Source organism: Amycolatopsis acidicola (genome assembly GCF_007713735.2).
Lineage (GTDB): Bacteria > Actinomycetota > Actinomycetes > Mycobacteriales > Pseudonocardiaceae > Amycolatopsis_E > Amycolatopsis_E acidicola.
The window spans coordinates 14435-30639 of sequence record NZ_VMNW02000039.1; the positions used below are offsets into that span (position 1 = coordinate 14435).

14 protein-coding genes are annotated in these 16205 nt (G+C 68.7%); 5 read left to right on the forward strand and 9 right to left on the reverse strand.

Annotated elements, in window-relative coordinates; genetic code table 11:
- Nucleotides 1-19: 19 nt before the first annotated feature.
- The 9 genes from FPZ12_RS24230 to FPZ12_RS24270 all read right to left on the reverse strand — a co-directional run bounded on the left by FPZ12_RS24230 (nucleotide 20) and on the right by FPZ12_RS24270 (nucleotide 11862).
- A complete protein-coding gene (locus tag FPZ12_RS24230) occupies nucleotides 20-1054 on the reverse strand; it encodes a phosphotransferase family protein (protein WP_144749021.1) in 1035 nt (344 codons plus the stop codon).
- Nucleotides 1051-2703, reverse strand: a complete 1653-nt coding sequence (locus tag FPZ12_RS24235; protein ID WP_144749022.1) for a (2,3-dihydroxybenzoyl)adenylate synthase — start codon at nucleotides 2701-2703, stop codon at nucleotides 1051-1053. Before FPZ12_RS24235 ends, FPZ12_RS24230 begins: the two co-directional genes overlap by 4 nt.
- Nucleotides 2700-5000 carry a hydantoinase B/oxoprolinase family protein gene (locus FPZ12_RS24240; RefSeq protein ID WP_144749023.1) on the reverse strand — a complete coding sequence of 767 codons (2301 nt, stop codon included), beginning with the start codon at nucleotides 4998-5000 and terminating at the stop codon, nucleotides 2700-2702. The genes FPZ12_RS24235 and FPZ12_RS24240 overlap by 4 nt, the downstream gene beginning before the upstream one ends.
- Nucleotides 4997-7114 carry a hydantoinase/oxoprolinase family protein gene (locus tag FPZ12_RS24245; protein ID WP_144749024.1) on the reverse strand — a complete coding sequence of 706 codons (2118 nt, stop codon included), beginning with the start codon at nucleotides 7112-7114 and terminating at the stop codon, nucleotides 4997-4999. The genes FPZ12_RS24240 and FPZ12_RS24245 overlap by 4 nt, the downstream gene beginning before the upstream one ends.
- Before the next feature lie 46 nt (nucleotides 7115-7160).
- Nucleotides 7161-8060: an enoyl-CoA hydratase gene (locus tag FPZ12_RS24250; protein ID WP_144749025.1), complete on the reverse strand. Its 900-nt coding sequence runs from the start codon at nucleotides 8058-8060 to the stop codon at nucleotides 7161-7163.
- 29 nt (nucleotides 8061-8089) lie between these two features.
- Nucleotides 8090-9376, reverse strand: a complete 1287-nt coding sequence (locus FPZ12_RS24255; protein ID WP_144749026.1) for an acyl-CoA dehydrogenase family protein — start codon at nucleotides 9374-9376, stop codon at nucleotides 8090-8092.
- Nucleotides 9373-10218, reverse strand: a complete 846-nt coding sequence (locus tag FPZ12_RS24260; RefSeq protein ID WP_144749027.1) for a CoA-transferase — start codon at nucleotides 10216-10218, stop codon at nucleotides 9373-9375. Before FPZ12_RS24260 ends, FPZ12_RS24255 begins: the two co-directional genes overlap by 4 nt.
- Nucleotides 10215-11024, reverse strand: a complete 810-nt coding sequence (locus tag FPZ12_RS24265) for a CoA transferase subunit A (RefSeq protein WP_144749028.1) — start codon at nucleotides 11022-11024, stop codon at nucleotides 10215-10217. The genes FPZ12_RS24260 and FPZ12_RS24265 overlap by 4 nt, the downstream gene beginning before the upstream one ends.
- Before the next feature lie 142 nt (nucleotides 11025-11166).
- The gene (locus FPZ12_RS24270) at nucleotides 11167-11862 is read right to left on the reverse strand and encodes a TetR/AcrR family transcriptional regulator (protein ID WP_166462882.1); all 696 of its coding nucleotides are present in this window, start codon (nucleotides 11860-11862) and stop codon (nucleotides 11167-11169) included.
- 76 nt (nucleotides 11863-11938) lie between these two features.
- On the opposite strand from FPZ12_RS24270, the gene FPZ12_RS46590 reads away from it, so the two are divergent.
- From FPZ12_RS46590 to FPZ12_RS24300, 5 genes are all read left to right on the forward strand, one after another.
- On the forward strand, nucleotides 11939-12847 hold the full coding sequence (locus FPZ12_RS46590; RefSeq protein ID WP_243770001.1) for a ferredoxin: 909 nt from the start codon (nucleotides 11939-11941) through the stop codon (nucleotides 12845-12847).
- Nucleotides 12844-13629, forward strand: a complete 786-nt coding sequence (locus tag FPZ12_RS24285; protein WP_166462883.1) for an NAD(P)/FAD-dependent oxidoreductase — start codon at nucleotides 12844-12846, stop codon at nucleotides 13627-13629. Before FPZ12_RS46590 ends, FPZ12_RS24285 begins: the two co-directional genes overlap by 4 nt.
- A gap of 118 nt (nucleotides 13630-13747) precedes the next feature.
- Nucleotides 13748-14002 (forward strand): oxidoreductase C-terminal domain-containing protein, encoded by a 255-nt coding sequence (locus FPZ12_RS24290; RefSeq protein ID WP_144749031.1) that lies wholly within the window; start codon nucleotides 13748-13750, stop codon nucleotides 14000-14002.
- Complete coding sequence (locus FPZ12_RS24295; RefSeq protein WP_144749032.1) at nucleotides 13995-15167, forward strand: cytochrome P450; 1173 nt, start codon at nucleotides 13995-13997, stop codon at nucleotides 15165-15167. The genes FPZ12_RS24290 and FPZ12_RS24295 overlap by 8 nt, the downstream gene beginning before the upstream one ends.
- Nucleotides 15168-15206: 39 nt before the next feature.
- Nucleotides 15207-16169 carry an AraC family transcriptional regulator gene (locus FPZ12_RS24300; RefSeq protein WP_144749033.1) on the forward strand — a complete coding sequence of 321 codons (963 nt, stop codon included), beginning with the start codon at nucleotides 15207-15209 and terminating at the stop codon, nucleotides 16167-16169.
- Nucleotides 16170-16205 lie beyond the last annotated feature (36 nt).

Sequence of the window (16205 nt, forward strand, 5' to 3'; positions counted from 1 at the left end):
TGCGTAGACAAAAACCGGCTCAGGTGCCTAACCGGCTCAAAGCGGACTCGGCCAGCACGTGAGCGTCGTCGGTGAGTTCGTCCACGGCGAGCTCGGAACCGGCTCGGCCGCCGCGGCGGTAGCGGGACGCGACGCCGAGTGTGATAACGGCCAGGCGCCAGGCCGCGAAAGCGATGTAGTAGGGCAAATCGGTGAGGTCGAGCCCGGAGCCGGCCGCGTAGCGGGCGGTGAGATCGGCCGCTGCGGGAAAGCCGGGAAGCTCGCTCCCGCTCGGCAGAACCGCGGCCAGCCGCTGTTCTGGTTGCCAGTAAAGCATCAGCCAGCCGAGGTCGGCGAGTGGATCGCCCTGAGTGGACAGTTCCCAGTCGAGGACCGCGCGGACCCCACCTGTCTCGGAAAGGACCACGTTGTCGAGCCGGAAGTCGCCGTGCAGCAAGGCGGTGCGCTGCTGGCGCGGCATCAGGCGGGCCAGTCGCAGCTGTCCTTCGCGCAGCAGTGCGGCAGTGCCGGACTCGCCGTGGATCTGAGCTGACCATCGGCGTAGCTGCCTGCCGAGATAACCATTGGGCCGCCCAAGGTCGGCGAGGCCCATCTCGGCGAGCGACGCGCGGTGCAGTTCGATGAGCTGGTCGACAAGGGCGTGGCCGGCGCGCCGCCTGACGGGTTCGTCCAGCGCCGCCGCGCTCGCCGTGTCACGCACGATGGTGCCGTCGACGAACTCCATCACCGAGAACGGCACCCCGATCACGTTTTCGTCGTCGCAGAAGGCGATCTGCCCGGCGACGCGCACGTGGGATCGCCGGGACAACGCCTGCTGGATCCGGAATTCCCTGGCGATGTCGTGTGCGCCTTGGACTTCGATCCGGGCGGGTGGGCGACGAAGCACGACTCGATGCCCCATCGCGTCGCCGACTTGGTAGGTGAGGTTGGATCGGCCGCCCGCGATCAGGGTCGAGGCGAGCGGCGGCCGCAGCTCGGGGACCAGCGGCTCGAGCCACGGCTCGAGCCGGTCCACAGGCAGCGTGGTGAGGGAAGCGAGATTGCCGATGCTCATCCCGACACCGCCTTCGCTTGCCGCTCGTTGGCGAGTTTCGCCGCGATGTCCTCGCGCAAGCTCTTCTTCGAGACCTTCCGTACGCTCGTCACCGGGAGCTCGGAGCGCAGTTCGACCCGTTCGGGGAGCTTGAACTTCGCGACTCCCTTGCCGAGCAGGAATTCGGCAAGGTCCGCCACTGTCGGGGCCGGAATGTCCCTGCGGGGTACCAGATAGGCACAGACCCGCTCGCCGAGCTCCGGGTCGGGCATGCCGACGACGGCGACCTCGGCGACGCCAGGGTGGGTCACCAAGAGCCGCTCCAGTTCGTCGGCGTGGATCTTCTCGCCGCCGCGGTTGACGTTGTCCTTGATGCGGCCTTCGATCGAATAGAACGTGACGCCGTCGATGTCGTGAGCGCGCGCGAGGTCTCCGGTGCGGAAGAAGCCGTCTTGGGTGAACGCGGCAGCGTTGTGCCCGGCCGCGGCGTAGTACCCGGGAATGGTGTACGGGCCGCGGAGCGCGAGTTCGCCGATCTCGCCCTCCTCGACATCGGTCAGCTCGTCGTCGAGGATGCGCACCTCATCGAGGGGATGGATCGGGGTGCCGACGGTGGTGCGGCGGGCGTCTTCCGGAGCGTCCCACGGGGTGCACATGATCATCCCCTCGCCCATGCCGAACACGCCGAGCGCGCGGATCCCGAGCTCGGACTCCAGCCGGCTCGCGTATTCGGGGGTCTGCGGGCCGACGGTGAGCCGGGCGAGTGAGCTCAAGTCGGCGTCGCGGGCCGCGTCCGATTCGAGCAACCGGTAGGCGACGGTGGCATTGGCGACCATGTCCGTGACCCGCTCGCGTTCGACCAAGTCGACGATGACCTCCGCGTCCGCCCGCGGCGCCAGCACCACGGTCGCTCCGGTGACGAGCGCCGGCAGCACGCACAACGCGATGCCGGCGTTGTGCATGATCGGCAACGCGTGCATGGCGACGTTCCGTTCGTCCCAGCCCCAACGCCCGGCCCAAGCCCGCGCGTTGCACAGGTAATCGCAGTGCAGGCGCGGGATGAGCTTGGGCGTACCCGTGGTGCCACCGGACAGCTGCAGCACGGCAAGGCCTTCCGGGTCCAGCTCGGGCATGGGTCCTGGCGGGTGCGCGATGAGCTCGTCCAGCGTGACGCCGCCGTGCACACTTCCCCGCGTGGTGATGGTGAGCTGGAGGCTCTCGTGCTCGGCGGCAAGCTCGGCGGCGAGTGCCGGAAGATCGGCGCGCGGCCAGTCCGCCTGAACCAGATGGGCGCGGGCACCGGTGAGTGCGATCAGCTCGCCGACTTCCCGTTTGCGGTGCTGGGGAAGGGAACACACCGGAACAAGGCCGGCCTTGAGCAGACCGTAGAACGCCACAATGGTTTCCACGACGTTCCCGGACTGCACGACGACGATGCCGCCCGGGTGCAACCCGCGTGCCAGCAGGCCGCCTGCCATCGCGGTGGCTTGCCGGTCGAGCTCCGCGTAGCTGAGCCTTCGCACGGCGTCCGCCACCGCCACGCGCTCGGGGAAACGCCTGGCGGTGGCACTCAACTCCGCGCCGATCGTGGAACGCCTCCAGGCGCCTTCCGCCCGATAGCGGTCGGCGAGGGCCGCCGGCCAGGAGGGCAAAGGGTGGTCAGCGCTCATCCCCGGCTCCCGGCGCCACGAATGTCGGCGGGCATCGGGTGATCGGCCGGCACGACCTGGCTCAGCAGCGCCGTCGCACAGCCGGGGCAGATGGCCTGCCGGAAGATGACCTGCTCGTCGATGTAGGTGGCCGAGTCCGCCCACACGTGCGGCCCCGCGGCCGACGGGCCCGTCTCGATACGAGGCAGCGCGGCCAGATAGGGCTCGCCGAGAGTACCGAGTCCGGCGCCGCAGTGACGGCACACGACGGTCTTGCCGTCGACGAGCGCCTGGTTCACGTCGAGGTGCTCCGCACCCGAGACGTCCGGACGCTCTCCACCGTCGCGTGCCGTGATGCCCGCCGCCTCACGGCGCGCCGTCCACAACAGATCCCGCTGCCGGTTCGTCGCCTCCACGTCCACGCCGGCGTCGCCGTCGAGAACGACGCCGTAGACGGCCCTCGCGGCTTGTTCCGAGACCTTCGCCTCACGCACGTCCTCGGCGACGGCCTCCGGGTCGCGGTGGAGTGGGTCGCCGTAGCCACCGCCGCTCTGCCAGTGGACGTAGACCGCGTCCTCGAGACCGATGACGGTCTCGACCTCACCGCCCATGACATCGTGGGTGGCGGTGATGTCATCGAGGCCGCGGGGAACCCGGCCGTCCGCCAGGATGCGGCGCACATCGCTGCCACGCAGCACAATGTCGAGCTGGGTATTGCCGGGGTACCCGCCGGCGAGGCCGGAGTTCTGCGTCGTCGCCTTACCCGTGCCGGAGAACACCCCGGCCAGCGGGGCCGGTGTGTCGTGCGGGACAAGGCAAACGGAACCGCTGAGACCGCCGCGCTGGGCACCTGGCCCACCGGAATCCGTCTCCTCGCGGCGCCACAGCAGAAGCACCGGCGAGGTGAACTCGGTCATCTCCGCGTCGGGCGCGCGTCCCATGGGGATGACGAAGGCGCCACCGGTGTCCACGCCATCCCGATCGATGCCGGCGCCGTAACCACCGGCCATCGCGTCCATCACCAGGGAGACGAAGGGGTACTGGCGCTGATCGAGACCGGCGAGGGCGACCATGTCGAAGGTGCCGCCGCACACCGACTGGACCGACTTACGCGATTTCGGTCGCGAGTCGAGCATCTTGGCGAGGCACTCGCTGACGAGGTTGCCTGCCGCCCACGCGGGACCGACTGGGCCCTTACCGACCGCGGCGGGGAAGGACGCGTTGATCATCGTTCCTTCGTCGGCGATGATGTCGAAGCAGCGCATCAGCCCGCCGCCTGCCCACGGAATGTCGCCGGCCAGCATCGGAAGCAGCGCGGACATGATGCCGGCCCGCACTCCGGAGTACGGGCAATTGATCATGCCGGTTTGTGCCGCGGTGCCACGGAAATCGAAGGTCAGGCGATCGTCCGCTTTGGTCATCGCAAGCACGATCTTGTACAGGCCGCGGTCGTCCTGGCCGGAGTGCTCCTGGTAGCCGGTGGCGTGCCAGGTTCCGTCCGGAAGTTCCCGCAGCTTCGCGCGCAGCCGCTGCTCGGCGTCGTCCATAATCCGCTTCATGACGGCCTTGACCGTTGTCGGCCCGTAGGTTTCCAGCAGCCTCAGCAGCCGGGCCTTCGCGGTGTTGTTCGCGCCGACCTTGGCCCGCAGATCGAGCGAGACCAGCATGGGCGTGCGGGAGCGGCGAGTCCACATGTCCGCGACATCGCGCTGCAACACGTTGTCGCGCACCACTTTGATCGGCGGGGTCGGCAGCGACTCCCAGAAGACGTCCTGGGCGCGTGGGGTCCAGGACCCTGGCGCGACACCGCCGATGTCGAGTTGGTGCGCCACCGCGGAGGACCAGCCGAACAGCTCACCGTCGAAAAAGATCGGGGCGTACACGGTGGCGTCGTTCTGGTGCAGCCCACCGCCGACCCACGGGTCGTTGCAGAGGAACATGTCGCCGTCGTGGATGCCGGGATTTTCGGCGCGGTTCTGCAAGGTCCAGTAAACGGCCAGATCCAGTGAGGCGGACAGGAAAGTGTTGTACAGCCCGATCTGCACTTCCTGGCCGACCTCGTCGCAGAGCGCGAAGTCGAAGTCGTTGGCCTCGGTGACCACCACGGAGCCGGACATCTTCTTGAGCGTCTCACCCATCTCGTCGGTGATCGACCACAGCCGGTGGCGGATCACCTCGTAGGTGAGCGGGTCCAGGTTGTCGATGGCGTCCTGGCCGACGGTGTGCAGCCGCAGGCTCGCCGGCACGCTCGCACGGAGCACAGCCGGGTCGACCGGGCGGCTGTTGTAGACCTCGGCTCCGGGAATGGGGCTGCTCATGAGCACTCCTCGGTGTTGTGGTGCAGAACGAGGTTGCCGAAACCGTCGATCTCGGCGGTGTCCTTGCGCGAGATCGTGACGGTCGTGGTCGGTACTTCAACGATCGCCGGACCGCTGATCCGGTGCCCCGGCGCGAGGCGGACGTAGTCGTAGATGGGGGTCTTTTCGAAGCCGCGGGCCGGATCGAGCAACACCGGCCGGTGACCGGTGAGAGCGTCCGCAACGGTTCGCCCGTCCGCGGCATCGGCCGCGGGCAGTGTCACCTTGGACGGGAGCACGCCGGTCGCGTGCACGCGGTAGGTGATGAACTGGAAGCCGGCGGCGCCGAAACCGGTTCCCTCGCCGAAGGTGCGGTGATAGCGCGCCTCGAAGTCCGCGAGGACCTTCTTCAGGTCGTCGTCCGTCACGGTGCCGGAGGGCACCGGAGTCGGCAGCTCGGCCAGCTGCATGGTGTAGCGGACGTCGGCCTCGCGGCGCAGCAGAATGTCGACGAGCTCGACACCCTGCTGCTCCAGCGCGGTGCGGGCCTCGTCTTCGAGCTCCTCGAAGGTCTTGGTGACCTCTTCCGCGGGCACCGGGAACGTCGAGGGCTTCGAGACTTCCTTGACGACGGCAACGTTGCTCGAGGCCAGCCCGTAGGCGGAAAACGCCGCAGCAGACGGGCCCAGCGGCACGACGGTGGACTGCACCCCCAGTTCGGCGCCATAGGCGAAGCAGTGCACGGGGCCCGCGCCGCCGAAAGCGTACGCGACGAAGGCACGCGGGTCCTCGCCGGATTCGACCACCACTTTGCGCACCAGGTCGGAGGTTTGTGCGTTCTGCACGGCGAAAATCGCGGCGGCCGCGTCCTCGACACTCATCCCCAGCGGCGTGGCGACGTACTTGCCGATGGCCTCACGGGCCCGCGCCAGGTTGAGTTTCTTGCGGCCACCAAGGAAGTTGTCCGGGTTGAGGATGCCCAGCACCAGATCGGCGTCGGTGACGGTCGGCTCCGTGCCGCCCTGGTCGTAACAAGCGGGTCCCGGTACGGCCTGCGCGCTGCGCGGACCGATCCGCAGGTTGCCGCCGGCGTCGATCCAGGCGATGGCGCCACCGCCGCTGCCGATCGCCTGTACCTTCAGCATCGGCACGTCGATCGTGTGCTGGTTGATCACCGTTGTGGTGGTCTGCAGCGGTTCCCCGTTGACGATGAGCCCGACGAGGAAAGTGGTCCCGCCGACGTCGGTGCAGATCACGTTGCCGTGCCCGAGCTGCTCCGCCAACCTGCTCGCCCCGGTCACCCCGCCGGTGAGCACCGAGCCGACCGTCTGGATCGCGGTCTTGGGCGCCTCGCTCGCGGCGAGCGTGCCACCGGTCCCCTGCATGATCAGCAGCGGTCCGCGCAATCCCTTGTCGCGCAAGCGATCTGTCAGCGGCTCGAGGTAGCGAGCGAGGGTCGGACCGACTTGGGTGCTCATGATCGTGGTCGCGTTGCGGGAGAACTCACGCATCCGCGGCGAGAGTTCGCTGGACAGCGTCACGTACATGTCGGGGGCCTGCTCGTGGATGAGTTCGCGCAGCCGACGCTCGTGGGCGGAATTGCGGAAGGACCACAGCAGCGAAACGGCGATGGCCTCGACGTCCTCGTCGAGAAGCTCGCGGATCGCTTGCCGCGCCTCGTCCTCGTCGAGCGGGACCACGACGCTGCCCTTGTAGTCGACCCGCTCGACAACCTCCTTCGCCCGGCGCTTGGGCACCAGCGGCGCCGGCTTACGGGTCGCGAGGATGTCCTGGACCTGCTCCGGGCTGCTGCCGGCATAGCGGCCCGCGACGTTCATGATGTAGATCGAGTCGCGGTGGCCGACGGTGGTCAGCCAGCCGACCTTGCCGACATCCCCGATCACGAGCGCGTTGAGCGTCGAGGTCGTGCCGTGCGCGACGTAGGAGGTGTCTGCAAGGAGTTCCCGCATGCCGAGGCCCGCGCGCTCGGCGAGATCTTCGAGTACCTGCACCACTCCGTCCGCGTAATTCGGGGGTGTCGAGGGTGTCTTCGTCGAGATCATCGTGCCGTCGTCGCGGGACGCGACCGCGTCGGTGAACGTTCCCCCGACGTCAATGCCGATCACATAGGACATGGCTGTGCCTTTCCGTCGGAGTTGCGATGGGTACCGCGGCGGGCGTTCATTGGCCGCCTCCTGAGGCGCTGCGGGCATTGCGCCGTTTCACGCGCAATTCGTCGTCCGGTTCCGCGGCGGGGAAGGTCTCCTGCAGCGCGGGCGGGATACCGGCGGGATCGAGGCAGATCCCGTAGCGCTCGAGATTGTGGGTGTGCGCCAGCTGGTGCATGGAGAAGGCCGTCCGGATCGCGGCTTCCTGGCCCTGCACATCGACGGCCTGATTGACCGCTTGTTTGGTGAGCCGCAGCGCGAACATCGGCTTGGCCGCGATCTTGCGGGCGACCCCGCGGGTGAACTCGGTCAATTCATCGCGGGGCACGACGTGGTTGACCATACCGAGGCGATGCGCCTCCTCCGCCGTCCAGGAGTCGGCTGTGTAGAGGAATTCCTTGGCTTTGCGCGGCCCGAGTTCCCAGGGGTGCGCGAACCATTCGACACCGCAGACGCCCATCGAGACCACCGGGTCGGCGAAAGTCGCGTCGTCCGCGGCGATGATCAGATCGCAGACCCAGGCCAGCATCAGCGCGCCACCGATGGTGACACCGTGCACCGCGGCGATCGTCGGCTTCGGGATGTCGCGCCAGCGGCGGCACATCTCGAAGTAGATCTCCTCCTCGCGGGCGACCCAGCCTTCCGCGCCGGGCGCGCCGAAACCACCCCAGGTTCCGACCTGCTCGAACTCCTCGTGCCACACCACATCGCGAAGGTCGTGGCCGGCCGAAAAGTGCGGGCCGTCCCCGGCCAGGATGATCACTTTGACCGAGTCGTCCTTGGCGGCGCGGTCGTAGGCGTCGTTGAGTTCGTAGGTCATCCGGACGTCTTGCGCATTACGTTTGTCCGGTCGGCTCAAGGTGATCACGCAGATCCCCGGTTCGGGGATCTCATAGCGAATGGATGACGTCATCGGCAACCTTCCGGCCTACTGGTGCTGGGTCAAAGTAGTTCGGGGTCGAGCAGGGCAGCGAACTGTACGCGGGCGGTCTGCCTTCGGGTAGGCAGGTGCTCGCTGGGGATTCCGTTCTCGGGGGGCGTGAAGCCGCGCAGGATGAGCCGCGCGGCGCTTTGCCGGTGCACCTCGTCGGGCCCGTCGTAGATCCGGGCCGCCCTGGCCCGGCGGTACATCCCTTCCAGCGGCATATCGGCCGAGAAGCCGAGCGACCCATGCGCCTGCACGGCGCGGTCGATCACGTCGTGCAGGACCTTCGCGCCGAAGAACTTGATCAGCGCGATCTCCTCGCGGGCCGCCTTGGCGCCGGCCGTGTCGATACGCCACGCCGCGTGCAGGGTCAGCAGGCGCGCCGCGGCGATCTCGGCGGCCGAGTCGGCGATCCAGTTCTGCACGGTCTGCTTCCCGGCGAGCGTGGACCCGTGCGCATAGCGGTAGGTGACGCGCTCGCAGAGCATGTCCAGCGCCCGCTGGGCCTGGCCGATCCAGCGCATGCAGTGGTGCACGCGGGCCGGGCCGAGGCGTTCCTGCATCATCGCGAATCCCTTGCCGGGTTCGCCCAGCACAGCATCGGCGGGCAGCGTCACGTCGGTGAACACGATCTCGCAGTGGTTCTCGAGCTGCGCCGGGCACGGCTCCGGGTCCTCCATCGACGGGATGTCGCGGCGGATCTCGACGCCGGGGGTGTCGCGGTCGACGAGCACGATGGTCGCGCGGTCTTTCGGCGGCGCGTCCGGATCGGACACCGCCATCACGAGCAGGAATCCCGCGAGAGAAGCGTTCGTCGCGAACCACTTGTGTCCATTGAGGACCCAGCCGTCGCCGCGGCGCTCCAGCCGGGTACTCAGCAGTGTCGGGTCGGCGCCCGCGCCCGGCTCGGTCATCGCCACCGACGAACGCACGGAACCTTCCAGCAGCGGAAGGAAATACCGGGCGCGCTGCGCGGGTGTGGCGTGGGCCGCGAGTAGCTCCAAGTTGCCGGAGTCCGGCGGCGCCGTGCCGAACAGCGTGGGACCGACGCGGGACCGGCCGACGATCTCGTTCATCAGAGCCAGCCGCAGCTGGCCGCGGCCCGTCCCGCCGTGCTCGGGACCGAGATGCGCGGCCCACAGGCCCCGCGCCCGCACCTCCTTTACCAGCGGCGCGGCCACCCGGTCGAATTCGGCGGCCGGCAGGTCGAGTGCCTCCAACGGGATGGCCTTGTGCTCGATGAAATCCCGGATCCACGCCAGCTCGGACTCGGTGCCGGGATCCGTGCTGAAGTCCCAGCTCATCGCGTACCTCCGGCCGGGGTGGTCCACAGCGACCGCTCCCGCTCCGCCAGCTCGGCCAGCAGGCCGGGCGGCGGGACGGGACTGTCGAGGCGGCGGACGCCGAGCGGGTCGAGGCGCTCGCGGATCCAGTACAACTCCTCCTCGGTCGGCGGCGGTGTGACCGGAATGGCCCCCCTCGGAGGAAACAGCTCGAATCCGGTCGCGCGGGCCACGTCGTCGAAGCTCACGCCCGGGTGGAGTGAGCGCACCCGCATCCCGGCCCCGTCACGGTCGAAGTCGAACACGCCGAGATCCGTCACCAGCATCCGTGGTTCGCCGCGCGTGAGACCGAGCTTTTCGCGATCGGGCCCGAAACCGAGACCACAGCGGAAATCGACCCGTTCGACGAGCGCGCGTGGCGTGTGCCTGCGGACGTGGAACGTCAGCTCGGACAGCCGGACCAGGTCGTCGGGGATGCCGCGGGAGCCGATCATCGCGACCTTCGGCCGCGCCCAGTCGCCGAGCACGGAGATGTTGCAGGAACCCGTGCGGTCGACCTGTACCGGCCCCATGCAGATCGCGTACTTGCCCGCCGAGATCAGGTCGAACGTCTCGATCCAGTCGGAGCCGCGCACCGCGCTCGCGGACGCGATCCACTCGTCGTTGAGCCCTTTCGCGGTGGGCGCGCAGTCGTATCCGGCCATGCTGCCGCCCGCCATCAGCACGATTTCGGGCGCATACAAGGCTTTCGCGAGCCGGGCGGCGATATCGGCGGAAACCGTGGCGGCGGCGGCGATGACCTCGCCGCGGTAGATCCCCGCCAGCACGCTGATCACCTGCTCCTCGACGGTGAAGCCGGTCATCGTGCCGCTCCGTTCACGAGCGTGCCGGCGTGCTCGCGCAGCCAGTCGTGATCGCGACAGTGGCCCACGTAGTCGTCGGCCGCGGCGTAATCCAGTGGCCAGTCCGGATAGGACGCCGTGAATCCGCAGCCGCGCGGAACCTCGGCGACACCGCTGACCCACAGCCGGGAAATGGTGGTCTCGTGCTCGCTGATGGCTCCGCCGAGCCGGTCGACCACACGGTCGGCCGTCACGAACACCGTGGACGCGGCGCGCGCGAGCTGCGGGTCGAGGAAACCGTCGCCGGTGATGCGGACGTTGCCCGCGCGATCGGCTTCGCCCGCGTGCAGGAAAAGCACGTCCGGCCGGATCGCGGGCACCGCGGTCAATTCCTCCCCGGTGAGGGGGCAGCCGAACCTCCGGAAGGGGGTTCCGGGCACGTCCATGAGATCCACCCCGGGACCGCTCACCGTCGGCATGAACGGCACCCGCCGGGTCGCGGCTTCGACGCCGGCGATGAACATCGCCTCGGTCCATTCCACGACGGGGAGCCCGTCTTTTTCCCGTGCCCGGCGGAAGTTCGGCGACAGGCCGAGCGCGTCGAGACCGACGTAGGCGAACTGCAGCTCGTCGACCACCCCCGCGCCCAGCATGAGGTCCACGTCGGGACCGCCGAGGAAAACCGCCAGCCGCACGGGAGTCCGGCGCAGCGCGAGCGCGGCGACGGCCGCCATCGGCTTTCGCACCATTCCCCCACCGCCGAACGAGACCAGGGAACGCGGTTCGACGGCGGCTGCCATCTCCCCGAGCGGGACCACCTTGTCCATCGCGCCTCCGACTCACGAGTCGTATAAACTACTTTCGAGTCGGGACTGTAGACAGCGCTCACCACCACCGTCAAGACACGGCACAAAAAGAACGCGGCCACCGGTCAGGAACCGGTGGCCGCGGGAAACCCGGTCGTGCTGGTCAGGAAATGGGGTCCTCGGCAGGCAGATGCCGCTCGACGTACTCCAGGTCGGCGCGGATGGCCGCGAGCGCCGCCCTCGGCCCGCCCGGAACGGGAGTCCGGTCGGTGCGTGCCACCGAACGCAGCGCCATCAGGGCGAGCTGGTCCGCCACCGCTTCCGGGGCCGCCCCAGGCGCGTCGGGACGGAACCACCAGGCCACCCAGTTGCAGGACCCGAGGATCGAAAACGCCGCGACCCGTCCGTCGGCCGGCCAGAACTCGCCGCTCGTGATCCCGCCGTCGATGATCGCGCTCAGGTGCGCGAGGATCGCCCGCTTCCCCGCCTGATGCCGCCGCTGGAAGGACTCCGGCAGAATGTGCTCGCTGCGGTCGAGCAGCCGGAACCGGGCCGGGTGCGCGCAGATCCGCAGGGTCACCGACCGCACGGACCGGGACAGCCGCTCCGACCAGCTCAGGTCGCTGACCTCCAGCTCGGCCAGCTCGGCCGCCGCGGTCTCGGTCAGGCCCGAGACGAGCATGCCGAGCAGGTCGTCCTTGCTCTTGATGTAGTGATACAGCGAGGGACGCGTGATCCCGATGGCCTCGGCGATGTCCTTGAGGGTGGTGCCCTCGAAGCCACGCTCGGCGAAGAGCGCCGCGGCACGGTCGAGAAGCTCGTTCTCCACCAACTGCCGGCGCGAGCCACCACCCGTCACGAACCTCACCCTTCTCGACTGACCGTGAACCACGTTAGCCCGGACGAAGCGAAGCCCCGAAGCGGGCCGGTGCGCGATGGGTCCGGAACTCTGCGCGAACGGACCGCCCGTGGCCGGCGCGTCAGCCGCGTGGACGAGCGCCGTCGAAGCCCTGCTCGCGCTCGGCCACGATGGGCCCGTCGTGCTGCCCGGGGCGGAGCCGCATCCGCGGTACAGACATCCGGATTCGCCCGCGGGCGTGGAGTTCCGGCCTGCAACGACCGCGACCGAGATAGACCTTCGGCGCCGCACCGCGACCTTTCGAGACACCACGGGCGCCACCGAATCGTTGCGCTACAACAGCCTCGTCCTCGCCACCGGCGGCATAGCCCTCACCGGAGTCCTCACAGAGGACATCGCCCTGCATGGCGGCCCGCGTATCAACGCCGAGAACGCCGTCATCGCGCTCGCGGAGCAAGGCGTGCGCGCCTCGGTCGTGCGCCTTCCCCCAGCCGTGCACAGTGGTTATCCGGAACCTGCTTGGTGGACCTCGTTATCTGCCTCCGTCCGGAGCATCACTGCAGCCGTTCATGCACCACGTCAGCACAGGCGATCGCGCACCGACAGGACCGTTTCCCGTTCGCCGTCTTGTAGGCACGCGCGACAACACTGGGACCGTCAGCAAGCCGTGCGCATTCCGTCCGCAGTTCCGCGCGAACGGTCCGCCCCGGCCCGCCCAGCGTTCCTAGCCTGGTCCCGGATGTCGCCGGACGACGGGCAAGGAGGCCTCATGGGTGACCAGATCTGGACGGTGACCGCCGACTTCGCGCGCTGCGAGGGTCACGGCCTGTGCGTCGAGGAGGCACCGAGCCACCTGCGCATGGACGAGGACCTGGTGGCGATCACTGAGGACACGGTGACCGACGGACACCTGCCAGCTCTTCGGGCGGCGGTCCGAGCGTGCCCGGTAGCCGCGCTCCGCCTCGAACAGCGAGCCACCTCGTGAACCCGATCGTGGTGGTCGGCGCATCAGCGGCCGGGACGAGCGCGGTCGAGGAACTCGTCTCGCTCGGCCACCAGGGGCACATCGTGTTGCTGGGCGCGGAACCACACCGGCCGTACAGCCGTCCCGCTCTGTCCAAACGGTTCCTCTCGGGCGAGGTGCTGGCGGTGTCGCTCGCGGAACTGCCCGCAGGTGTGGAGTTCCGGCCCGGGACAACGGCGTCGGCGGTGGACGTCGGGCGCCGGACCGTGACCGTGCGAGACACCGAGGGCCGCGTCGAATCCCTGGACTACGCCGGGCTCGTCGTGGCGACCGGATGCCATCCACGTCGCATCCTGCAGCCGGCGTTCGGTGCGCTCACAGTCCGCACGATCGACGACGCCACCGCACTCGGCGAGGCGTTGCGCCCGGGTATCCACGTCATCGTGGTGGGTGCCGGGTTTCTCGGCCTCGAGCTCGCCACTGCCGCCGTCCGGCACGGCGCAACCGTGATCGTGATCGACCGGGAACCGCCGTTGCGACGCGTGCTGGGCCCCGAGATCTCGGCGCTGATCTCTCGACGGCTCGCCGCGGCGGGAGCCGCATTCATCCTGGAGCCGGCCGGAATCAGCACGGATCAGGACCCCACCGCAGGGCTCCGGCTGCCCTCGGGACGGTGCCTGCACGCCGACGTCCTCATCGAGGCCGTTGGCGACCATCCCGCCACCACGTGGTTACGCGGCTGCGGTATTCCCTTTGCATACCGACGGAAGTGTCCTGTCCGATGCCTCGGGACGCATCTCTGACCACATAGTCGCGGCCGGGGATGTCCGTGTCTCGCCCGGTCCGGATGGGCTGTGCCGCACACCGTACTGGTCAGCGGCGATCGCGGACGGACGGCGTGCGGCACGCACCCTCCTCGGCATGCCCCCGCCGGCGCCGTCGCCCGGGTACTTCTGGACCGAGGTGTTCGGGCTTTCGGTGCGCGTCTTCGGTTCCCTGCCCGCGCATGGCCGCCTCCAGGTGATGGACGGTGACCTCGACAGCGCGAACGCGGTCGTGAGATGGACGGGGCAGGACCAGCGCGCGGTGGCCGTCGCCGCGATCAATCACCCTGTCTCGGCCCGGTATCTCCGCCGGGCCTTGGACGAGCACATGGAGGAGACGAGCCATGTCTGACCAGCACACGCCGTTCAACCCGCTCGACGCCGCCCACCTCGACGATCCTGACGGGCCGCTGGCCGCCGCCAGGGGGCGCTGCCCGATCTCATTCCCGCGCCCTGGGCTGGCCTGCGTCGTCACGGAGGAGGGCGTCCAACACGTACTGGGAAATCCCGGGATCTACTCGAACCGCGGCAACTTCGCGATCGACGGCGAGCTGGAACTACCGGCCCAGCTGATCACGATGATCGACCCGCCCGAGCACACTCGGCTGCGCGGCCGGCTACTGCGCTGGTTCGCCCCCGCGCGCCTGCGGGCCCTGCGCCCCGAGGTGGAACGCATCGTCGCGAACGCGCTCTCCCGATTGCCGGCCGCGGGCGAGGTAGACCTCTACGAATCGTACGTGCGCGTGATCCCGGCCTCCGTGGTGTTCGCGTTCATGGGGCTGCCCGAACATTTGTGGCAGGACCTGGAGAACTGGACCGAAGTGATCGCCGGAACGATGCCGGAGCCGCTGATCGATCTCCCGGAGATGGCCAAGATGATCGCGACACTGACCGAACTGCTGGAACGGCGCCGCGCCGAGCCGCCGGCCCAGCGGGATGTCATCGACGGACTGCTGCACCCGCAAGACGGGGAACTGGAACTGACTGATGTCGAAGCAGTCACACACCTGATGCAACTGGTTCTCGCGGCAACCGACACCACCCGAAGCCTCATCCTGAACACGCTCCATTCCCTGCTCGCCACAAACCAATGGCAAGCACTGGCCCAGGAGCGAAGCAAGGTACCGAAAGCCGTGGAGGAAAGCCTTCGGCACGACACCCCGCTGCAGTTCGTCCTGCGCACCACCAACCGGGAGGATTCCCTTGGTGGCACGGTCATTCCCGCCGAAACGAAGGTGCTCGTCAGCCTGCAGTCGGCCAACCGGGATGAGCAAGCATGGGGCGCGGACGCCGGACAGTTCCGGTTGGATCGGCAGGCCGTCTCGGCGCACCTGGCCTTCGGCCGCGGCATCCACACTTGTATCGGGGCGCCGCTGGCCAGGATGGAAAGTGTCCTCGCCATCGAAGCCATGCTCGACTCGTATCCGACGCTCCGCCTTGCCGATTCCTACCGCTGGGAGAAGGTCCGCGCGCCGATGATGCGGCGGCCGACGAACCTGCGGGTGGTACTCGCGTGAATGTTGACACAGTGGTAGATAATCCGTCACCGTAGTCAAATGGGTCACCTCGACGCCGGGGGTCCGGACCGCGCCATCACCGATCCCGAGGAGGCGAGTTCGGTGCTGGAGGCGGCTTATGCGCCCAACTCGCTTTTACTGGCCGGACGACCGGCGTGGCTCGAGCTGCGCCTGAAAACCATGCGTCTGCCACTCGCCGATGTGGGCGCGGTCCGGATCAGGGGCGACATGCGCCTGGAAGCACCGCCGCCACGGGCCTGCTGCGTGGTGCTGCGCCCGCGGCGGGGCGGGGTCACGATCAGCACCGGGCGGGAAACGGTCCGGGTTTCCCCCGGCACGCTGGCTTTTCTGCCTCCCGCCCCATGCTTCCGTTACGCGGATTGGGGTCCGGACACCGAACTGACCACGCTCCGGATCGACAACTCCGTGGTATCCGCGCACCACCCGCTGGATGCCGAGCACATGCTGCGTCCGGAGGCCAGGCCGCTCCTGGTGGACCTGCGGCAGGACGGTGCGAGAGCGTTGGCCTGGGTCATGTGCCTGCTCGCCGCCGAGATCCGGCGGCCGAGCGGGATGCTCACCAGCGGACCGGTCGCCGACCATGTCTCGGGCTTGGCACTGAGCAGCGTGCTCAGTGCCGCGGGGCGGGACACCACGATGCCTTCCTCCGCGAGGAACCGGATTCTGCGGCGAGCATTGACACTGGCCGACTCGCAGCCGCATGCCGTGCCCTCCATGCCCGAGCTGGCGAAGTCGGCCGCCGTCAGTGTCCGGATGCTTCAGGAGGTGTTCCGGACCGAGCTGCACCTGACCCCGACGACCTACCTCCGGCAGCTGCGGCTACGACGGGCGCACGAAGAACTCCGACGCGGAGATAGTTCCCGCACCACTACAGAAGCAGTCGCGCACCGATGGGGCTTCACGAACTACGGGCGCTTCGCACGACTTTATCGAACTCAGTACGGAGTGAACCCGGCCGCGACACTGCGCCAGGACAGCTGACGCCATCCGGGCCGTCGCACACATTCGTCCCGGAGC